19 protein-coding genes are annotated in these 17549 nt (G+C 44.1%); 13 read left to right on the forward strand and 6 right to left on the reverse strand.

All coding sequences use genetic code 11. The annotated features are described in order from the left end of the window. Positions 1–88: 88 nt before the first annotated feature. A complete protein-coding gene (locus BDE36_RS14355; protein ID WP_141815425.1) occupies positions 89–1309 on the forward strand; it encodes a DUF6600 domain-containing protein in 1221 nt (406 codons plus the stop codon). Positions 1310–1404: 95 nt separating this feature from the next. On the opposite strand, the gene BDE36_RS14360 is transcribed toward BDE36_RS14355, so the two are convergent. Together BDE36_RS14360 and mgrA are read right to left on the reverse strand one after the other, a co-directional pair. Beyond that, positions 1405–1881 (reverse strand): hypothetical protein, encoded by a 477-nt coding sequence (locus BDE36_RS14360; RefSeq protein ID WP_141815426.1) that lies wholly within the window; start codon positions 1879–1881, stop codon positions 1405–1407. Between the two features lie 122 nt (positions 1882–2003). Next, positions 2004–2993 (reverse strand): L-glyceraldehyde 3-phosphate reductase, encoded by a 990-nt coding sequence (mgrA, locus tag BDE36_RS14365; RefSeq protein WP_141815427.1) that lies wholly within the window; start codon positions 2991–2993, stop codon positions 2004–2006. Between the two features lie 282 nt (positions 2994–3275). Here mgrA and BDE36_RS14370 point away from each other — a divergent pair, with 282 nt between their 5' ends. The 6 genes from BDE36_RS14370 to BDE36_RS14395 all read left to right on the forward strand — a co-directional run bounded on the left by BDE36_RS14370 (position 3276) and on the right by BDE36_RS14395 (position 7169). Next, positions 3276–3455, forward strand: coding sequence for a hypothetical protein (locus tag BDE36_RS14370; protein ID WP_141815428.1), 180 nt, complete (start codon positions 3276–3278; stop codon positions 3453–3455). 92 nt (positions 3456–3547) lie between these two features. Continuing rightward, a complete protein-coding gene (locus BDE36_RS14375; RefSeq protein ID WP_128767518.1) occupies positions 3548–4072 on the forward strand; it encodes a ferritin in 525 nt (174 codons plus the stop codon). A 64-nt stretch (positions 4073–4136) separates the two neighbouring features. Next, positions 4137–4355, forward strand: a complete 219-nt coding sequence (locus tag BDE36_RS14380; protein ID WP_141815429.1) for a hypothetical protein — start codon at positions 4137–4139, stop codon at positions 4353–4355. Positions 4356–4516: 161 nt separating this feature from the next. Continuing rightward, entirely contained in the window at positions 4517–5158 is a 642-nt protein-coding gene (locus tag BDE36_RS14385) for a DUF3291 domain-containing protein (protein ID WP_235904490.1), read from the forward strand. 24 nt (positions 5159–5182) lie between these two features. Continuing rightward, the gene (locus BDE36_RS14390) at positions 5183–5431 is read left to right on the forward strand and encodes a hypothetical protein (RefSeq protein WP_128767521.1); all 249 of its coding nucleotides are present in this window, start codon (positions 5183–5185) and stop codon (positions 5429–5431) included. 514 nt (positions 5432–5945) lie between these two features. Then, a complete protein-coding gene (locus BDE36_RS14395; RefSeq protein WP_141815430.1) occupies positions 5946–7169 on the forward strand; it encodes a hypothetical protein in 1224 nt (407 codons plus the stop codon). Between the two features lie 426 nt (positions 7170–7595). On the opposite strand, the gene BDE36_RS14400 is transcribed toward BDE36_RS14395, so the two are convergent. Next, complete coding sequence (locus BDE36_RS14400; RefSeq protein WP_141815431.1) at positions 7596–8480, reverse strand: fructosamine kinase family protein; 885 nt, start codon at positions 8478–8480, stop codon at positions 7596–7598. 59 nt (positions 8481–8539) lie between these two features. Between BDE36_RS14400 and lepA the strand changes: the two genes are divergently transcribed. From lepA to BDE36_RS14420, 4 genes are all read left to right on the forward strand, one after another. Next, a complete protein-coding gene (gene lepA / locus BDE36_RS14405) occupies positions 8540–10327 on the forward strand; it encodes a translation elongation factor 4 (RefSeq protein WP_141815432.1) in 1788 nt (595 codons plus the stop codon). Between the two features lie 117 nt (positions 10328–10444). Next, positions 10445–11326, forward strand: a complete 882-nt coding sequence (locus BDE36_RS14410; RefSeq protein WP_141815433.1) for a bifunctional 5,10-methylenetetrahydrofolate dehydrogenase/5,10-methenyltetrahydrofolate cyclohydrolase — start codon at positions 10445–10447, stop codon at positions 11324–11326. Positions 11327–11425: 99 nt separating this feature from the next. Further along, the gene (locus BDE36_RS14415) at positions 11426–11680 is read left to right on the forward strand and encodes a DUF6364 family protein (protein WP_128767526.1); all 255 of its coding nucleotides are present in this window, start codon (positions 11426–11428) and stop codon (positions 11678–11680) included. Next, entirely contained in the window at positions 11677–12099 is a 423-nt protein-coding gene (locus BDE36_RS14420) for a type II toxin-antitoxin system VapC family toxin (protein ID WP_141815434.1), read from the forward strand. Before BDE36_RS14415 ends, BDE36_RS14420 begins: the two co-directional genes overlap by 4 nt. A 9-nt stretch (positions 12100–12108) precedes the next feature. Here the strand turns inward: BDE36_RS14420 and BDE36_RS14425 are convergent, their stop codons facing one another. Further along, positions 12109–12567 carry a hypothetical protein gene (locus tag BDE36_RS14425; RefSeq protein WP_128767528.1) on the reverse strand — a complete coding sequence of 153 codons (459 nt, stop codon included), beginning with the start codon at positions 12565–12567 and terminating at the stop codon, positions 12109–12111. 122 nt (positions 12568–12689) lie between these two features. On the opposite strand from BDE36_RS14425, the gene BDE36_RS14430 reads away from it, so the two are divergent. Together BDE36_RS14430 and BDE36_RS14435 are read left to right on the forward strand one after the other, a co-directional pair. Next, on the forward strand, positions 12690–13310 hold the full coding sequence (locus BDE36_RS14430; RefSeq protein ID WP_141815435.1) for a 7-carboxy-7-deazaguanine synthase QueE: 621 nt from the start codon (positions 12690–12692) through the stop codon (positions 13308–13310). A gap of 58 nt (positions 13311–13368) precedes the next feature. Beyond that, the gene (locus BDE36_RS14435) at positions 13369–15270 is read left to right on the forward strand and encodes an OmpA family protein (protein WP_141815436.1); all 1902 of its coding nucleotides are present in this window, start codon (positions 13369–13371) and stop codon (positions 15268–15270) included. On the opposite strand, the gene BDE36_RS14440 is transcribed toward BDE36_RS14435, so the two are convergent. Together BDE36_RS14440 and ltrA are read right to left on the reverse strand one after the other, a co-directional pair. Further along, positions 15251–15994: a sterol desaturase family protein gene (locus tag BDE36_RS14440; RefSeq protein WP_141815437.1), complete on the reverse strand. Its 744-nt coding sequence runs from the start codon at positions 15992–15994 to the stop codon at positions 15251–15253. The genes BDE36_RS14435 and BDE36_RS14440 overlap by 20 nt on opposite strands. A gap of 171 nt (positions 15995–16165) precedes the next feature. After that, entirely contained in the window at positions 16166–17473 is a 1308-nt protein-coding gene (ltrA, locus tag BDE36_RS14445; RefSeq protein WP_202618236.1) for a group II intron reverse transcriptase/maturase, read from the reverse strand. Positions 17474–17549 lie beyond the last annotated feature (76 nt).

Here is a 17549-nt window from a genome sequence, read left to right on the forward strand (position 1 = left end):
ATCATAGTTGAGTAACAATTAAGAGAGGAAAACATAACGGATAAACCTTTATAAAGTTAACTCATCAAACACATAAACACACACGAAGATGAAAGTATTAAAGAGAGTTTTGCTGCTTTGTCTATTGTTTCTGATAACAGGCAGTCTTACAGGTACAGGGAGAGCGGCTGCACAGCCAGGGGTAAGTGTCTCTTTTCAGTCCTTCTACGATGAACTGGCCCCCTACGGGCGATGGGTCGAGAACCGTGACTATGGGCGGGTATGGATTCCCCGCGTCGAAGCGGGATTTCAACCTTATGGCACCCGCGGGCACTGGGTAGTTACCGAATACGGGAATACCTGGGTATCGGACTATGAATGGGGATGGGCGCCTTTTCACTATGGCCGATGGGTTTTTGATGACTATTACGGATGGATCTGGGTTCCGGGAGAAGAATGGGGACCAGCATGGGTAACGTGGCGATCCGGAGGCGGCTACTACGGCTGGGCACCACTATCTCCAGGGCTTGATATCAATATCAACATTAACATCCCGCTATTACGATGGATTTTTGTGCCCCAACGCTACATTACGAGCCACTCGGTGTACTCCTACTGCGTTCCCCATCGTCATTCTGTAAATATTTACCGGTCTACTACGGTGATCAATAATATCTACGTCAATAATAACAGACGATATTTCTACGGGCCCCGTCCGCAAGAGATTGAAAGGGTTACCAGGAGCCGGGTCAGGGTACATCATATAGATAATATGGACCGCCCGGGAAGAGCAATGGCAAACAACGGTTCTCTAAGAATATACAGGCCAGAGATTCGCGACGGAAGAAGTTCAGACCGTGAAACAGGCAGGCCTTCCTCCTACAGAAACAGAAGTAGCGATTATCATCCTTCCGCTCCGGGAAATACAAGGCCCGATCGTAGTCGTCCTGACGTTCGAAACGCTTATCCTGAAAACGAAAGAGATAACAGGCGAAATAACCAAGATGCGGACAATAACAATATGAACCGCGAAATGCAACGTCCACCCAGGGAAGCCAGGCCTTCTCAGCCGTCCCGTGATCAGAACGACGCAGAGGTGGAACGCAGAGAGCAGTATCAGCGTCCCGTTAGAACAGCGCCCCGGCCAGAATCTTCAGGAGCAGAACGAAACAATATTGATCGCCGGCGGGAAGAAGCGCCTCAACGTTTAAACACTCCCTCCAGGCCTTCCCGATCCGAACAAGGCAGACCGCAGGGTGGATCAGGTAACGGTGAAAGCAGAAGATCTGGTGGCGACCGGCCTTCAAGAACCGGAGGAAGATCCGTTTAGTTAGTGTCCTGATTTCTACTAGAAAGAAGAGCAGCTGTTTAATACGCTGCTCTTCTTTTTTATAAAATAAGTACCGCCAACCCTGCTGATGCGACCTACTGATCTTCTTTTAGCTTCTTATCTAGATTGATCTCAGCTGAAGCCTTATCCAGGTTTTCGCGGAAATTTTCGCGGAGATTATCTGCGGGATATTTCGCCTGGTCTTTAGTCATATCGCCTGTGTTGCCAGAATCAAATGCCTTTTGCTCACTTCCCGGAGGGTTGTCACCTAATAGATTTTTAGAAACAGGCCTGTCATCTCCTGCTGGTGCATATCCCTCTCCACCAGGAAGCTCCCTTTCGGTATAGTCATTTAGCTCTTCTTCGCCCGGCGAGGGCTCATCTATAACTTCCTCTTTATCGTCATAATCATCGTTTAACGGGTCGTTTTCTTCTTCAAGCCGTTGTACGAGATCCTCATCGTTTCGCTGCTCCTGTTCTTCAATACTCATGGAGTTAACATCATTCAGGTTCTGATCGTCCTGTCCGGGAAGTTCATTGTCCTCCATAGGAAAATTTTCTTTTTCAATCATAGGTTCGTTTTCAATTTGCAGATCTGCTGTAAAAACAGGCAGAACGATCAATTGTTCTTGAAATAGCCAATTGCCTGTGTATTTCCGCTTCCCGAACTACGAACCTCCAATAGCGACTGTATTTAATGTTTCAGTATCCGTTCTATACTGTTTAGTTCATCTTCGCTGAATGTTAAATTTTCAAGGCATTTCAAAGAATCGGTTACCTGCTGAGGTTTGCTCGCACCGATCAGCACAGACGTTACGCGCGGATCTTTAAGCACCCAGGCCAAAGCCATCTGCGCCAGACTCTGATCACGCTGCAATGCCAGCTCGTTCAGCTTATATATTTGCGTTAACCGTTTTTCGGAAAGATCGCTTTCTTTCAAGAAGACGCCTCTTGAAGCTCTTGATCCTGCCGGTATGCCATCCAGATATTTATTGGTAAGCATGCCCTGTGCCAATGGAGAAAAAGGAATGCAGCCCACTCCCTCCTCATCAAGTACGTTTAACAGACCACCTTCAATCCAACGCTCAAACATAGAATATTTAGGTTGATGGATCAGACAGGGTGTTCCAAGCTTTTTCAATACGGCAATGGCTTCCTTCGCTTTCTCTGCAGGATAGTTGGAAATTCCCGCATACAACGCCTTCCCAGATCTAACGATATAATCCAGTGCCTGCATCGTTTCCTCCAGGGGCGTTTCCGGATCAGGCCGATGATGATAGAAAATATCAACATATTCAAGTCCCATTCTTTTTAAGCTCTGATCAAGACTGGAGATAAGATACTTCCTCGATCCCCAGTCGCCATACGGCCCTTCCCACATGGTGTAGCCGGCTTTCGTAGAAATAATAAGCTCGTCGCGACAGGCACGAAAATCGTCCCGGAGGATCCTTCCGAAGTTTTCTTCAGCAGATCCAGGCGGCGGACCGTAATTGTTGGCAAGATCGAAATGAGTAACGCCGTTGTCGAATGCTGTGTGCAGAATACGGCGACTATTTTCAATTACATCAATATACCCGAAATTATGCCACAATCCCAGCGATAGTGCCGGTAACTTCAATCCACTATTGCCGCAGCGGCGGTATTTCATTAAATCGTATCGTGTTGAGGACGGTTGATAAGACATTGCGTGTTTTTTTTATAAAACTAAGAATCTTTTTTTTGCAAAACGGGTAATCTTATTTGGACTGATTATAAACAATAGCTATCTTTGTTATTATCATCAAAGAAAATGCAGGGGGAAATCCATTCACAGCTAATTGAAATTTACAGAACGGAGTGCGGCGCTGTTTTCCAGTGTAATAAAAACAACAGCTTTTTATTGGAATTTGGCGGAAGGAATTCAACTTTTAAAACAAGCAACTTTCTCGACTTCATAAGTCTGGTAAAAAAAATAAACCTTACAGAAATGGCCAAAAATCTATCACCCCATGCAGATATAGCTATCCTGATGCCCCATTATACTGAACGATGTTTTGTTCTTACAATGAAAGATGCAATTGACCTCAAAGCGTTGTTGGGTGGTGCCAAAGCGATGATCCAGCTAAACAGCATGGTGAAAGAATGCCTTCAACCCTACGTCTGCTAATATTTAGATTCAATCTTTATTACATTAAGGTGAATACTTTTCCAACAAATTCTTGTTAAATTTATTTTATAGTAAATAAAAAATGAATTTGTATGAAAGACCTTCTAAGATTACGAACTTCACTTTCTGAAGAAATTGAAGTTCTCTTAAACGAACAAATAAAGATGGAGGCCTATTCTTCGGCTGTATATCTTTCCATGTCTTCCTGGTGCAACCGTAATGGCTTTGATAACAGCGCAAGCTACCTCGAAAAACAGTCAGGCGAAGAGCGGGAACACATGCTCAAGATTTTCAGGTTTGTGAACGATATGGGCGGACGCGCCATATCGCCCGAAATAACTAATATTCCACAGGAATTTGAGTCGTTCAAAGGAGTATTTGAGATGGCACTGCAACAGGAAATTAATGTAACAGCTAGTTTTAACAGAATAGCCGACCGCTGCTTTAAAGTAAAGGACTTTATGACTTTTCAGTTTCTACAGTGGTTCCTAAACGAGCAGAGAGAAGAAGAATATGTAGCACGGCGGATCCTCGAGCTCTTCGACGTTATTGGCGAAGAAGGCACCGGACGCTGGCAGATCGATAAAACCATTCCTTCGGTAAGTTATACAGAATAAACTTCTCAGTTTTTTGGCATGATGTTTATACATATAATGTGAATCAAATCTTTGACTTATGAATATGAAAAACAGATCAACAATCGCAGGAGTTGTGCTGGCCGGGCTGGCAACAGGGGCTGCGGCCTGGTATCTTTTAGGTACTTCAAATGGGAAGGACGTGTGTAATAAGGTATTGGGTTCGGTTAAAGACTTAAGCAGTTCTTTGGCAGATAAAGCCAGTGATGCCATTAGTGAGTTGTCGGGAAAGGCTGATAATGTAACTAAAACAGTAATGGCATAAGAATTCGCATAAAATATCCTATTTTTGAGGCCCTTATAAGGGCCTTTTTTATTTACATAAATGAGGTAGCTCTTTAGCTTTTTGCTGATCTTTAATGAATGGTTGTTGCATTAACAATAGTACGATATCCCAAGATTTATATTCCGATAGCTATCATAGCTATGGCAGTCCACAGGATTCCGCTCTTACTACAAGCAAGGTGCTCATTCTGGAAGCTGCTTGGTTGCGGTAAAAACGGAAGTTTTGACCTGCAGCCCGACCTGCAGCAATGGGGGCTGCTTTCTGTCTGGGATTCACAAGAGGACTTCGACTTATTTTATAGTCGTTCTTTTGTAAGCCGCTGGTGGAGAGCATTCACAGAAGAGCAATGGACTGTTTTTTGTTCTCCCCTGGAGACGAGGGGGAAATGGGATGAGAAGGAGCCATTTAAGCCTGTTGTAGCTGATGATGACTATGATGGCCCGGTCGCGGTGCTAACCCGTGCTACCATACGACTATCACGTATAAAGCGCTTTTGGTCTAATGTAGGAAGGGTTTCAGATCTGATGTCTTCAGCAGATGGTTACGTCTTTTCTCTTGGAATAGGCGAAGCACCGGTATTCAAACAAGCTACGTTTTCTGTATGGCGTTCAGCAAAAGAGATGAAGCTTTTTGCATATTCATCTGCAGAACATCTTGACGTAATAAAAAAAACACGAAATGAAAACTGGTACAGCGAAGAACTCTTCGCGCGTTTCAAACCAGTCGGTTCTTTCGGATCTCTTAAAGGGCGCGATCCTCTAAAGGAGTTTTTAAATTCATAAACATTTTCATTAATAGATTTCACCATGCGTATAGTTGCTGAATTGCCGAGACCTGATTGTAAAATAACTATCTTTTCAATGAACATGAAGTTCCTGGTCAAGTTCGAACAGGGTAACCTCGAGCAAACCTACAAGATTTCAGAAATGGATGTAACAGGAGGCGTAAATGGCGTATTCCAAATTCTTGACGAAGAATTTATTGAAGCTGTAGTGAAACGATTCGAAGGAATGAGAAATGATTTCTCTTTAGCCTGGAAGAGATATGAAGCGTAATTTAAATTAAACAAACAAATTAAATAATACCATATAGAACACTGTATAATAGTTAATTAACTATCTGTTAAGAATATAATTTGGCCGTTACCTATATCAAAACAGGCTACACTAGTTATTATGTTAAATTATTATTTATTTAAATCTATATAACTTAATAATAACAAGCAGATTAAGAATAAAACAAAATAATATTCTGGGACATACATACAGCCAAATCTTTCCAAAAGAAGCTATTTGACGAATAGGGCCGAAAAAATAGCTACTCTACTGATCACAGAGCTTAAGAACCTAGAACGCACTAGTTTTTAAGCCCGGCTTACGGAATTGATGAGCTTATCGGGGCTGGGACGCAAACGAAGAACGAACACTCCTTGGCGGTTCGGGTGATTAAAAAGCTGGCTACCCATTATACCAACCTTTGCCCCCGGTATAGACCGATCTTTATTAATGCCACTAATACACTGCTTATGTTCCGCTCAGAGCCCGCCTTTCGTATATAAAGGCGGACTTTATGCAGGATTTAGCCAGTAATCCGGTTGTCTTCTTTATACTGTGTTTAAATTGCGAATTTGTCTTGACCTTTCTGTTGTATTATCTCAACTTTACTTTGCAAACCGGCAGCTCCGGCGCCCATGACCCTCTGGACCTTCGATTCAATCATTCTCCCCCGGGCCTTAACGACGCTTCAGTTAGCCCTTTAATAACGATTATGGCAATTTTAGAGAAAAATGGTGCCCTGCGCGGAACGGCAGGGACGGTAGTATTCCGAAGGTTCCGTACCCATACGGTAGTGCAGAAGCTTCCCGAGAGAAAGAAAGGACAGACCCTGGCCAGCCGTGCCAGCGCCTGCGAGTTCGGACTGGCCAGCACCTCGGCGGCCTCTATCCGCGATGCCCTGAAGCCTGTCTTCCGCAACCGTCACGACGGGGCTATGGTGAACCGCTTCAACAGTGCGGTATACCACAGCATCTTAGGAAGCAGAACGGCTGCCCGGGGCAACCGTGACCTGCACGATGGCGACCTGGACTGCCTGAAAGGTTTTGAATTCAATGCTGAAAGTCCCCTGAGTGAAGCCCTGAAGGTAAAACCGGTGGTATCCCTTAGCCCTGAAGGAAGGATCCGCATCCAGATGGATGCCCTCCACAGCAATACAGACCTGAAGGTACCGGCAAAGTTCAGGGAGATGACCGGCAGGTTCCGGCTGCGCTTTCTGGTCACAGCCCTCAACTTCCGCAGCGAATACTATGAATATGTAGCTGTAAAGGATGTGACAGTGATCAACGGGATGGCCCTGGAGGCACAGGACTTCGAAATGGAAGGGACGATACCGGAAGGATGTATGGTGTTGGTAACCTTGTCGCTGGAATGCCTGATGCGGAATAGTACGGACGATGCCATCGAGCTGATCAATACCCTCTCGTTCAGTCCTGCAGCCATTTTAGCGGCGTTTCAAATCGCTGAGGCGACGCCTATGGGTCAATCGGCAGAAGCAAAGAAGCAGGCCTGGGACGATTATTCAATGATGGAAGGGTACAACGGGAATACCTTGTTAGTGAAAATGGCCGAACTGGCCGAACTGGCGGCTGCAGGTCAGAAGGAACAGCGGCGGGGGAAGCCATCCGAGGGTGGTACTGAAGAAAGGGATCCGGGCAGGATGAAGAAGCAGGCTGTCAGCACTTCGCAAAGTGATGAAGGGGCTTCTTTTGTGGTGATTGGCAAGAGGTTTGGGTTTTAAGGAGTTTGTACTTTTGTACTTTTTTCTTTGACCGCAAAGAAAAAAGCTACCAAAAAAGAAACTCGCGGCTGCTTTCATTGCTTTGAAAGGGTGTGCGGATACGGAGTTTAGCGCTGCCGCAATGAAAAAGGCCGCAGGATCGGTTATGGCAGGGTGGTGATAGCAAATCGGAATAAGGGATAGGGCTGAAATATAGAGGAACTAGAGATAGATACAGAGTTGGACTATTTGGTTACTGTGACCGCAATGAAAAAGGCCGCAGGATCGGTTATGGCAGGGTGGTGATTCACAACCAGAACAGAAGATAACGCTGAATACATCGGAACAAAAGACAGATGCAGAGTTGGCCTATTTGGTTACTGCTGTCGCAATGAAAAAGGTCGCAGGATCGGTTATGGCTGGATGGTGATAATAAATCTGAATAATTCATAAATATCGCTTCAATGCGGCTTTTATAGCGCCAAGGTATGACCGGCCAAAAAGATTTAAATGAATTAGCAAAGGATACAGATTCCAGAGGTCTGTCCTCTCATTCCAGTTCTTTTCAAGAGGAAAATGATGATTATATGATTCGTAGAAAATCTCGTCAAAACCGCCGAATAATTTACTCATAGCAATATCGCATTCCCGGTTTGCGTAAGCAATGGCCGGATCGATTAAGACTGGGGTCTCTCCTTCTCCGATCATGTAATTGCCCGACCAGAGATCTCCATGGACTAGAGCGGGTTTTACTTCGGGAAGAAACTCCTTCATTCTGCAAAAAAGGAGATTGAACTTATTTATAGTATCCTGATCTATAAGCCATTTGTCAGCTGCTATCTTTACCTGAGGTTTAAGTCGTTCTTCAACGAAAAAATCAACCCATTCGGCATGGGGCCGGTTTGATTGGATCAACGAGCCCATGTAATTAGTATAGTCTAAGCCAAAACCAGAAGCTGAATGATGATGCAAGGCGGCCAGGCCCTCGCCCAGCCTCTCCTGGGCACGCGAAGTATTTGCACCGGTATTTATCCACTGCAATAAAAGAAACTGCTCGTCGCCGGCAGCTCCATAGGAAATTACCTGGGGAACTAAAATAGAATGCGTGCTATCCAGCAGTTTAAGCGCCATCGCTTCTTTCATAAACATCTCCGGATAGTCCCTCTGACTATTGACTTTCAGAAAAAAGCTCTCCTTGCCGGATTTCAGCCGGAAACACCGGTTTATACTTCCTCCATGTATTACACCGGCCACAGATAATGGTCCGCTAAGCCGCTGGCTTTGCTTAAGCGTCTGATTAATAGTATATAATAATTGTTCGCTAATAAACATTCTCTTTAAATCAAGTCGTCATTAAAATATGGATGCAATAAATTATCTTTGCGCTTCGAATGAAACATATCCGGAATTTTTGCATCATTGCCCACATCGATCACGGGAAGAGTACGCTGGCTGATCGATTGCTCGAATATACAAATACCATCAGTCAACGCGAAGCGCAGGCTCAGCTGCTTGACGACATGGATCTTGAGCGCGAGCGCGGCATCACCATAAAAAGTCACGCTATCCAGATGAAATATAAACTGGATGGCCAGGATTATGTTTTGAATCTGATTGATACACCGGGACATGTCGATTTCTCCTATGAGGTTTCCCGTTCTATAGCAGCCTGCGAAGGCGCGCTATTGATAGTTGATGCTTCGCAGGGAATCCAGGCCCAGACGATATCGAATTTGTATCTGGCCCTGGAGCACGATCTGGAAATCATTCCTATTTTAAACAAGATGGATCTTCCGGGTGCGATGCCCGAAGAGGTAAAAGATCAGATCATTGAGCTGATTGGCTGCAAACGAGAGGAGATTATTCCTGCTTCGGGTAAAACCGGACAAGGCGTTCATGATATTCTGGAAGCGATAGTTGCCAGGGTGCCCGCTCCAAAAGGCGACCCCAATGGAGAGTTGCAAGCCCTGATCTTCGATTCTGTTTTTAATTCTTTCAGGGGTATTATCGCTTATTTTAAAGTTATCAACGGCGAGATCCGCAAAAACGACAAAGTTAAATTCATTGCCACAGGTAAAGAATATATAGCGGATGAGGTTGGTACCCTCAAATTAACCCAGGAACCTAAAGATGTAATTAAGACAGGCGACGTAGGTTATATTATCTCAGGTATTAAAGAAGCACGTGAGGTGAAGGTAGGCGACACGATCACTCACGTCGATAAACCAGCTCTTGAAGCAATACAGGGATTTGAAGAAGTAAAACCGATGGTATTTGCGGGCATTTATCCAGTCGATACGGACGAATATGAGGAACTCCGTGAAAGTATGCATAAACTGCAGCTTAACGATGCGTCCATCGTTTTCGAACCAGAGTCATCAGCAGCTTTAGGATTCGGTTTCCGTTGCGGGTTCCTCGGAATGCTACACATGGAGATCATCCAGGAACGACTGGAGCGCGAGTTTGACATGACGGTGATCACCACCGTACCAAACGTTTCCTACCGTGCTTATACCACTAAAGGTGACCTGATTATCGTAAACAACCCCTCAGATCTTCCCGATCCAAGCAAAATGGATTACGTGGAAGAACCTTATATCAAGGCGAGCATTATTACAAAATCGGAATTTGTTGGTCCCGTAATGTCTCTATGTATCCAAAAACGCGGAATAATTATCAACCAGTCCTATCTTACATCAGACCGGGTTGAGCTGATATTCGAAATGCCAATGGGCGAGATCGTTTTTGATTTCTATGACCGACTGAAGACTATCTCCAAGGGCTATGCTTCCTTCGATTATCATCAGATCGGCTACAGACAATCTGACCTGGTACGGTTAGACATAAAGCTTAATGGCGAGGCTGTAGATGCCCTGTCGTCGCTGATTCACAGAACAAATTCGTACGACTTTGGAAAGAAGATCTGCGAAAAGCTTCGTGAGCTCCTTCCCCGTCAGCAGTTTGAAATTATTATCCAGGCATCTATCGGAGCAAAGGTTATCGCAAGGGAAAGCGTAAGAGCCTTACGTAAGGACGTGACAGCTAAGTGTTATGGTGGCGATATCTCACGTAAAAGAAAGCTCCTTGAAAAGCAAAAGAAGGGAAAGAAACGCATGCGGCAGGTGGGTAACGTAGAAATACCACAGTCGGCGTTTATGGCTGTGTTGAAATTGGATTAGCGTTCTAGTATCGAGTAGCTGGTATCAAGTATCAAGACTTTAGATTTTAAAGAAATGAAACAGCCTCCAGTACTCATCTTGACACTAGAATCTTGATAATTGATACTAAAATAAAAAATGCAATTACTAGACGGAAAATTCGTATCTGAAAAACTTAAACAGGAAATTGCGGCTGAAGCGGCAGCTATACTTGAAGCAACAGGCCGCAAGCCACATCTTGTAGCTATACTGGTTGGGCACGATGGCGGCAGCGAAACGTATGTTGCCAGTAAAATGAAGAACTGCGAAAAGGTTGGCTTTAAATCTACCCTTTTCAGGTACGAAGAAACAGTTACAGAAGCCGAGCTTCTCAACAAGATCGAAGAGATAAATAAGGATGAAGACGTAGATGGACTTATAGTTCAGCTTCCATTACCTAAGCATATTGACCCTGAAAAGGTTACAGAAAAAATAGATCACCGGAAAGATGTAGATGGATTCCATCCTGTGAACCTGGGCAGAATGATGAGAAATCTACCCTGCTTCGTTCCCGCTACTCCCTACGGCATTCTGATGATGCTTGAGGAATATAAGATAGATACGGCAGGCAAACATTGTGTCGTGATAGGAAGAAGTAATATTGTGGGAAGCCCGATGAGTATTCTGATGGCGAGGAATACTTATCCTGGTAATTGTACCGTAACATTAACTCATAGCAAAACCCGGAACCTGAAAGAGATCGTCGGCTCTGCTGATATCATCGTTGCAGCTATAGGCAGAAAGCAGTTTGTAACTGCCGATATGGTAAAAGAAGGGGCCATAGTGATTGATGTGGGCATGAACAGGGAGGAGTCGGCGGTTACAAAATCAGGATATAAGCTTTACGGCGATGTTGATTTCGATAATGTAGCACCAAAGACATCGTGGATCACGCCAGTACCGGGAGGTGTTGGATTAATGACCATCGTTGGATTGCTCAAGAACACGCTTGCATCAGCTAAAAAGACCATTTATAAATAAGCGGATCAACGTTTATTTCCCTCTCCTCTTTTTACAAAATAAATTACGTATAACTTTTTTATTCTATACGTAATTTATATTTTTGTGAAAAATAAGGCCATGGACAGTAAAGTTACCCTTAGTTTCAGCACCGAGGTAATTAGTAAGGCAAAGCAGTATGCTGCAGACAACAACATCAGCCTTTCGCGGTTAATTGAGTTCTTGTTAACTAAAGTTACCTCAGAGCAATATCGCTCGCTTGAAGATTATCCAATCGCCGATTGGGTACATCAGCTCGCTGAAGGCGAAGCAGAATACCAAACAAAAAGAAGCCGGAAAGACCAGAAAAAAGAGTTCTTTGAATCAAAGAAATGAAAATATTCCTAGATGCGAATATCCTTGTTTCTGTACTAAATAAGGAATACCCTCTTTTCCCCTTTACCTCACGTATCCTAAGTCTGTCGGACAATAGTAGGTATCAGCTGTATACCTCACCTGTATGCCTTGCTATCGCTTTCTACTTCGCGGAAAAGAAGCATCGTACAACAATAGCAAAACAGAAGATGGATCTGCTGTGCCAGTATATTCGAATCGCTCCTGCTACAGAACAGGCAGTGTCAAAGACATTGAACAATCAGGCAATTCATGATTTTGAAGATGGAATCGAATACTATTCGGCAATAGAGAGCGGATGCCAATGTATCATAACAGAGAATACAGGCGATTTTTATTTTTCGGAACTAGAAGTCGCAGACAGCAGGGAATTTTGCAGCCGGTATCTCGTTAAACGTTAGGCAGTCCTTTTACAATAAATAAGTTTCCGGAATATTCAATCCCTCTTTTTCGTCGGTCCATACCATTGAAACAATCTGCCATCTCCCTTCAGCAAAAATAAACTGAACGAAATTTACGCCTCTTTTCCAGGGCTGTTCGGTTTCTGCGGTAAATGAATATTCATAAACACTGATTCGCTGGGCTGTATTCCCAAAAACCTCTGTATTATCTGATATCTCCTGCTGAGCGTAGAACGTGGCATCGCCTTCTTCTATACGGTGCATCAGCGCCTGTACGTAACTTTGGACAGTAAAGTCGAGCGGTTGGTCGTAGTTGTTATTGATTAGTTTGCCTGCGCCATAAAAGAGCTCCTGCAAATGATCAAATTTAGGATAATGCTCTTCGTTAAAACTTATGCAATCGTAAAACTGCTCTGTAAGCTTATCGATTTCCTGAATATTTACCATAGAGAACGGATTAATCTTCATAATAATAACCGCTGGAAGAAGAAATAGGTTTTAATTTATTAACCGGATAAAATCATTCTCCTGCAATATTATTCCTCTATGGGCTTCATCCCTTTCAAGTATTCGGTATATTTGCAGCCTCAATGACAAAAGTACCAGAAGACGGATCTTTATTGCCCTTAATGGAGGAGTTTTACACCATCCAGGGAGAGGGTTATCACAGCGGGAAAGCCGCCTATTTTATCCGCCTGGGCGGATGTGATGTTGGCTGCCACTGGTGTGACGTGAAGGAAAGCTGGGATGCTGAATTACATCCTCTTACACCAGCCGATCAAATTATAGAAAATGCAGCAAAGTACCCGGGAAAAGCAGTGGTAATCACGGGCGGCGAACCCTTGATCTATAATCTTGACTATCTTACCGCCGGGCTGCACGATAGGGGCATAAAAACGTTTATCGAAACTTCAGGCGCCTATCCTCTTTCGGGTGAGTGGGACTGGATATGCCTGTCGCCTAAAAAGTTTAAAGCGCCGCTTCCTGAGATAGCTCCAAAAGCAGGAGAACTAAAGATTATCGTCTTCAATAAAAGCGATCTGGCCTGGGCCGAAAAGTATGCCGGAATGGTATCACCCTCCTGTAAACTGTACCTGCAGCCGGAATGGTCGAAGGCTGGAGAAGTAACGTCATTGATTATAGACTACGTTAAAGAAAATCCTAAGTGGGAAATTTCCTTACAAACCCATAAGTATCTGAACATTCCTTAAATTTAAAGTGTTATATAAATAATAAACACTAAATTAAGCATCATAAACCTCCCGGTTGATGAGAGTACTGTTCATTTGTATGTTAATTTGTTCACCAATCCTGCTCTTCTCACAGCAGGGAGGCCGGACAACGGATAAGCAGGCTCAGAAATATTATGAACAGGCCAACCGGCATCTTTCTGCAGCCGACTATTCAAAAGCGATTGAAGAACTCACGAATGCGGTAAAAGCGGATCCGAGGTTTCCCGCAGCATTGCAGCAACTTGGAGATATTTATCGAAAACTTAAGAATTATAAAGAAGCAATCACTTTTTACCGGAAAGTAATTGCCATAGATCCCAACTTTCATTCGCTTACGTATTTCGGCATTGCAGAAAGTGAACTAAACTCGGGCGATTATTCTTCCGCATTACAACACTTCACAAAATACCTTTCATTTCCGGGGCTCTCTGATAACAGCAGAAAATTAACGGCCAGATATATAGCCGATTGTCATTTCAGTATTGAAGCTATAAAGAAGCCGGTAGAGTTTAAGCCCGTCAACCTCGGACCAGCGGTGAACACCACTTCTCAGGAGTACCTTCCGGTAGTTACGGCTGATGAAGAACGAATTATATTTACCAGAAGGGTCAATAATAACGAAGATTTTTTTCAAAGTATTAAGACCAATTCGAGCTGGGCGCCTGCCACCTATCTGAGCAGCGCCATTAATACAGCGAACTTTAATGAAGGAGCCCAGTGTATCTCTCCCGATGGTGTATATCTCTTCTTTACCGGCTGCAACCGTCCCGAGGGGCTTGGTAGGTGCGATATCTATGTATGCAAGCGCGAAGGGAATGACTGGAGTGAGCCATTTAATATCGGCGCCCCGGTAAATACGGCGGGCTGGGAGTCACAGCCTTCTCTTAGTGCAAACGGCCGTACCTTATATTTTGTAAGCAACCGGCCGGGAGGATTAGGAGGATACGATATCTGGAGTACAGAGCTCCTTGAAGGCGGAAAATGGGCGAACCCAGTGAATTTGGGACCGTCGATCAACACGCCATACGACGAGCATTCCCCTTTCATTCATCCGGATAACAGTACACTCTACTTTTCATCAAACGGCTGGCCCGGACTAGGGAACAGGGATTTATATTTCAGCCGCAAGAACTCTGATGGGCAATGGCAAAAGCCACATAACCTCGGCTTTCCCATTAACACCGCAGGTGAGGAAAGCGGTTTAACTGTGAGTGCCGACGGGCGCACTGCATTTTTTGCCTCCAACATGAAAGGCGGATACGGCGGAATGGACATTTATTCGTTCGAGCTTCCACCAGACGACAGGCCACAACCTGTTACTTACGTCAAAGGGAAAGTGGTTGATTCTGAGACTACAGAATCGTTAAATGCAGAGATAAAGATCACGGAACTAAAAAGCAGCGCAGTGATATTCCAGGAAGAAAGCGATCAGGTAAACGGAGAGTTTCTGGCCACTATGCCGGAGGGCAAGATATTTGGACTTACTGTGTATAAGGATGGATATCTTTTTCATTCAGAGAATTTTACTCTAGACAAAGCTGCTTCTGCGAGTAAGCCTTTCAGTCTTTTGATCGCGTTACAAAAGATTCGAACGAACGGTATTGTAGTGTTAAAAAACATTTTCTTTGAAACAAATAAAGCTGAATTATTGCCAGAATCTCTGATTGAATTATCACAGTTACTGAGTTTCCTTCGTTCACATCCCAACACGGTCATTGAAATCACCGGCCATACCGATAATACCGGCAACGATGCGGCTAACCAGACACTTTCTGAAAGCCGGGCAAGGAGCGTATATAACTACCTTGTTAGCCACGGTATAGCCCCGTTAAGATTAAGTTACAAAGGCAGTGGAAAAACGCGGCCTATCGCTGATAACTCCACAGAAGAAGGTCGCCGGATTAACAGGCGAACAGAGTTCAGGATCGTAAAGTATTAGTAGTCCTGCTGAAGCGCCGGGGCCTGTATCCACTCTTCATAGACGACGACAGCAGTTTTCCCTCTTCACTACCCATTTCCCCGGGCCTTTTCTGGTCATCATCGCCAGGCAAAGAGCGAAAAATAACGTCCCAAAGCATTGAACTCACTCCGAATCCTTTCTCGGGATACTTGTAATGATGCAGATGATGATTTCGCCAAATCCCTTTTAGTGCTTTTGGAGGAGCATAGGCATGAATAGCATAGTGCATCGAAACATACGCTAAATAACCGGTAATAAACCCCGGGAAATAGATAAAAGTGTAATTTCCGGTGCCGGTAAACAGCAACGAAAGTGCATAAATAACGGCAAATACTACCGAAGTAAGAATAATGCTGGGTAAAGGAGGCATAAACAAGCGCATCCTGTCACGGGGATATTCGTGGTGGTTACCGTGGAATATATACACAATCCGCTGTCCCCATTTACTGGTGGCTTCATAGTGAAATAAATAGCGATGAGCAAAATATTCGAAAAGGGTCCAACTGAACAAAGCGACAAAAAACAAGCCAGTGATAAAGCCGATCGAGTAACCAAGAGTATCATGACTATAATATAGGAACCATGCTGAGAGCGGTATATAGATACTGTAAATTACCCATGGACGCGTCTTGGTAAGACTTTCCAAAAAATCGTTCTTAAATAGCCTTGCACGACCTTTATTGTCAATTCGTTCAAAATGCATAAAACAACCCTTTCCTTGAAGCTAGATGGTAAAGCCACTTTACGTTTCTAAACTTATTGATCGGGTTTTTGTTTTAAAGAATAGGGTATTGAATCGGATAGGAGGAACGGGATTAATTCCCGTTCCGACCTTCCACAGCACCGCACGTACCGTTCGGTATACGGCGCTTCCCTAAGTTGTAACACAAACTCGCTTGTATTCTGCCAGTAAAGATGGGTATCCCAGTTGTTTAAGATAGTAGTTGGAAAGGGTTGTTGTCAGTATCCAGCTTTTTGCTGTGTGCCAGTAACTTTTCCTTGTATGTGCCCATTCGTACGCCTTGTACTTACTTACGCCTAGTTGTACTAAGTTCCTAATTTTAGACTTGCTATGTTTCCATTGTTTCCATTTGACCATACGTAGCCTACGACGGTACCACATATCCAGTTGCCCCAGTTTCGTCCCCATGTCCGCTAGTTTAAAGTAGTGCATCCAGCCTGTGAGGTATTCCCTCAAGTAGAGAATTCGCTGTTCATCGCTCCAACCTCGACTGCGGCCCGTTAGTCCTTTAATCCTAGCTTTCATCTTCCCTAGACTTTTAGGGTGAATACGTAAGCGCGACTCCCCTCTGTAATTGTAGAAACTATAGCCTAGAAATTTAATCGTGGATACATGACGAACGACGCTTTTCTCTTTATTGACTTTAAGCATCAGCTTACCTTCAACAAATTTTGTGATCGATTCCATAACCCGTGAGGCACTCCGTTTACTACGACAAAGTATCATAAGGTCATCAGCGTAACGTACAAATTTGTGTCCTCGAGATTCCAGTTCTTTGTCCAGTTCATCAAGCATAATATTGCTCAAAAGTGGGCTTAGTGGGCCTCCTTGAGGTACACCTTCTGTAGTTACTATAGTCCTTCCGTTTATTTCTACACCTGCTCTCAAGTATCGATGGATAAGTGAGATCAGTCTTCCGTCTTTGATCGTGCGTGATAATAATTCAATCAGTTTACTGTGATTCACCGTATCGAAGAACTTCTCTAAGTCCATGTCTACGGAATAATTATACCCCTGTTGAATGTATTCCTTGCATTTGATAAGCGCTTGATGCGCGTTGCGACCCGGACGAAAACCATAGCTGTGGTCACTGAATTCAGGTTCGTAGATTGGTGTCAGGATTTGACTAATGCCCTGCTGGATGAGCCGATCAACTACTGTTGGGATGCCCAGCATTCGCTTTGACCCATTGTCTTTAGGAATTTCAACACGTCTTACTGCAGAAGGATAGTAACTCCCTTGCTTGATGGATGTTAAAAGTTTCTCCTTATGCTCTCTAAGATAATCCCCAAGGGATTCGACGCCCATCTTATCGATACCTCCAGCACCACGATTACCGACCACTTGTACATAGGCAGCATTTAGGTTCTGACGGTCAAGAAGTTGTTCTAACAGTTCATCTACTCGTGTGTTTGTGTCTGTGAGGTTCTTTTCAATCATCCTAATAAAAGTCTGCCCTCCCACATAGCATTCGGGTTCCGCCCTATTCTTTTGTGATCAGGTTGATAAACGTTAT

Origin of the sequence: Arcticibacter tournemirensis, from assembly GCF_006716645.1 — a bacterium.
Lineage (GTDB): Bacteria > Bacteroidota > Bacteroidia > Sphingobacteriales > Sphingobacteriaceae > Arcticibacter > Arcticibacter tournemirensis.

Coding starts and splice junctions, on each gene's coding strand:
- BDE36_RS14440 (WP_141815437.1), bottom strand. CDS start 15,994: ATGCATTTTGAACGAATTGACAATAAAGGTCGTGCAAGGCTATTTAAG.
- BDE36_RS14370 (WP_141815428.1), top strand. CDS start 3,276: ATGGCCAAAAATCTATCACCCCATGCAGATATAGCTATCCTGATGCCC.
- BDE36_RS14360 (WP_141815426.1), bottom strand. CDS start 1,881: ATGATTGAAAAAGAAAATTTTCCTATGGAGGACAATGAACTTCCCGGA.
- BDE36_RS14395 (WP_141815430.1), top strand. CDS start 5,946: ATGCAGGATTTAGCCAGTAATCCGGTTGTCTTCTTTATACTGTGTTTA.
- BDE36_RS14430 (WP_141815435.1), top strand. CDS start 12,690: ATGACAAAAGTACCAGAAGACGGATCTTTATTGCCCTTAATGGAGGAG.
- BDE36_RS14400 (WP_141815431.1), bottom strand. CDS start 8,480: ATGTTTATTAGCGAACAATTATTATATACTATTAATCAGACGCTTAAG.
- lepA (WP_141815432.1), top strand. CDS start 8,540: ATGAAACATATCCGGAATTTTTGCATCATTGCCCACATCGATCACGGG.
- mgrA (WP_141815427.1), bottom strand. CDS start 2,993: ATGTCTTATCAACCGTCCTCAACACGATACGATTTAATGAAATACCGC.
- ltrA (WP_202618236.1), bottom strand. CDS start 17,473: ATGATTGAAAAGAACCTCACAGACACAAACACACGAGTAGATGAACTG.
- BDE36_RS14420 (WP_141815434.1), top strand. CDS start 11,677: ATGAAAATATTCCTAGATGCGAATATCCTTGTTTCTGTACTAAATAAG.
- BDE36_RS14375 (WP_128767518.1), top strand. CDS start 3,548: ATGAAAGACCTTCTAAGATTACGAACTTCACTTTCTGAAGAAATTGAA.
- BDE36_RS14380 (WP_141815429.1), top strand. CDS start 4,137: ATGAAAAACAGATCAACAATCGCAGGAGTTGTGCTGGCCGGGCTGGCA.
- BDE36_RS14355 (WP_141815425.1), top strand. CDS start 89: ATGAAAGTATTAAAGAGAGTTTTGCTGCTTTGTCTATTGTTTCTGATA.
- BDE36_RS14410 (WP_141815433.1), top strand. CDS start 10,445: ATGCAATTACTAGACGGAAAATTCGTATCTGAAAAACTTAAACAGGAA.
- BDE36_RS14425 (WP_128767528.1), bottom strand. CDS start 12,567: ATGAAGATTAATCCGTTCTCTATGGTAAATATTCAGGAAATCGATAAG.
- BDE36_RS14415 (WP_128767526.1), top strand. CDS start 11,426: ATGGACAGTAAAGTTACCCTTAGTTTCAGCACCGAGGTAATTAGTAAG.
- BDE36_RS14390 (WP_128767521.1), top strand. CDS start 5,183: ATGCGTATAGTTGCTGAATTGCCGAGACCTGATTGTAAAATAACTATC.
- BDE36_RS14385 (WP_235904490.1), top strand. CDS start 4,517: ATGGCAGTCCACAGGATTCCGCTCTTACTACAAGCAAGGTGCTCATTC.
- BDE36_RS14435 (WP_141815436.1), top strand. CDS start 13,369: ATGAGAGTACTGTTCATTTGTATGTTAATTTGTTCACCAATCCTGCTC.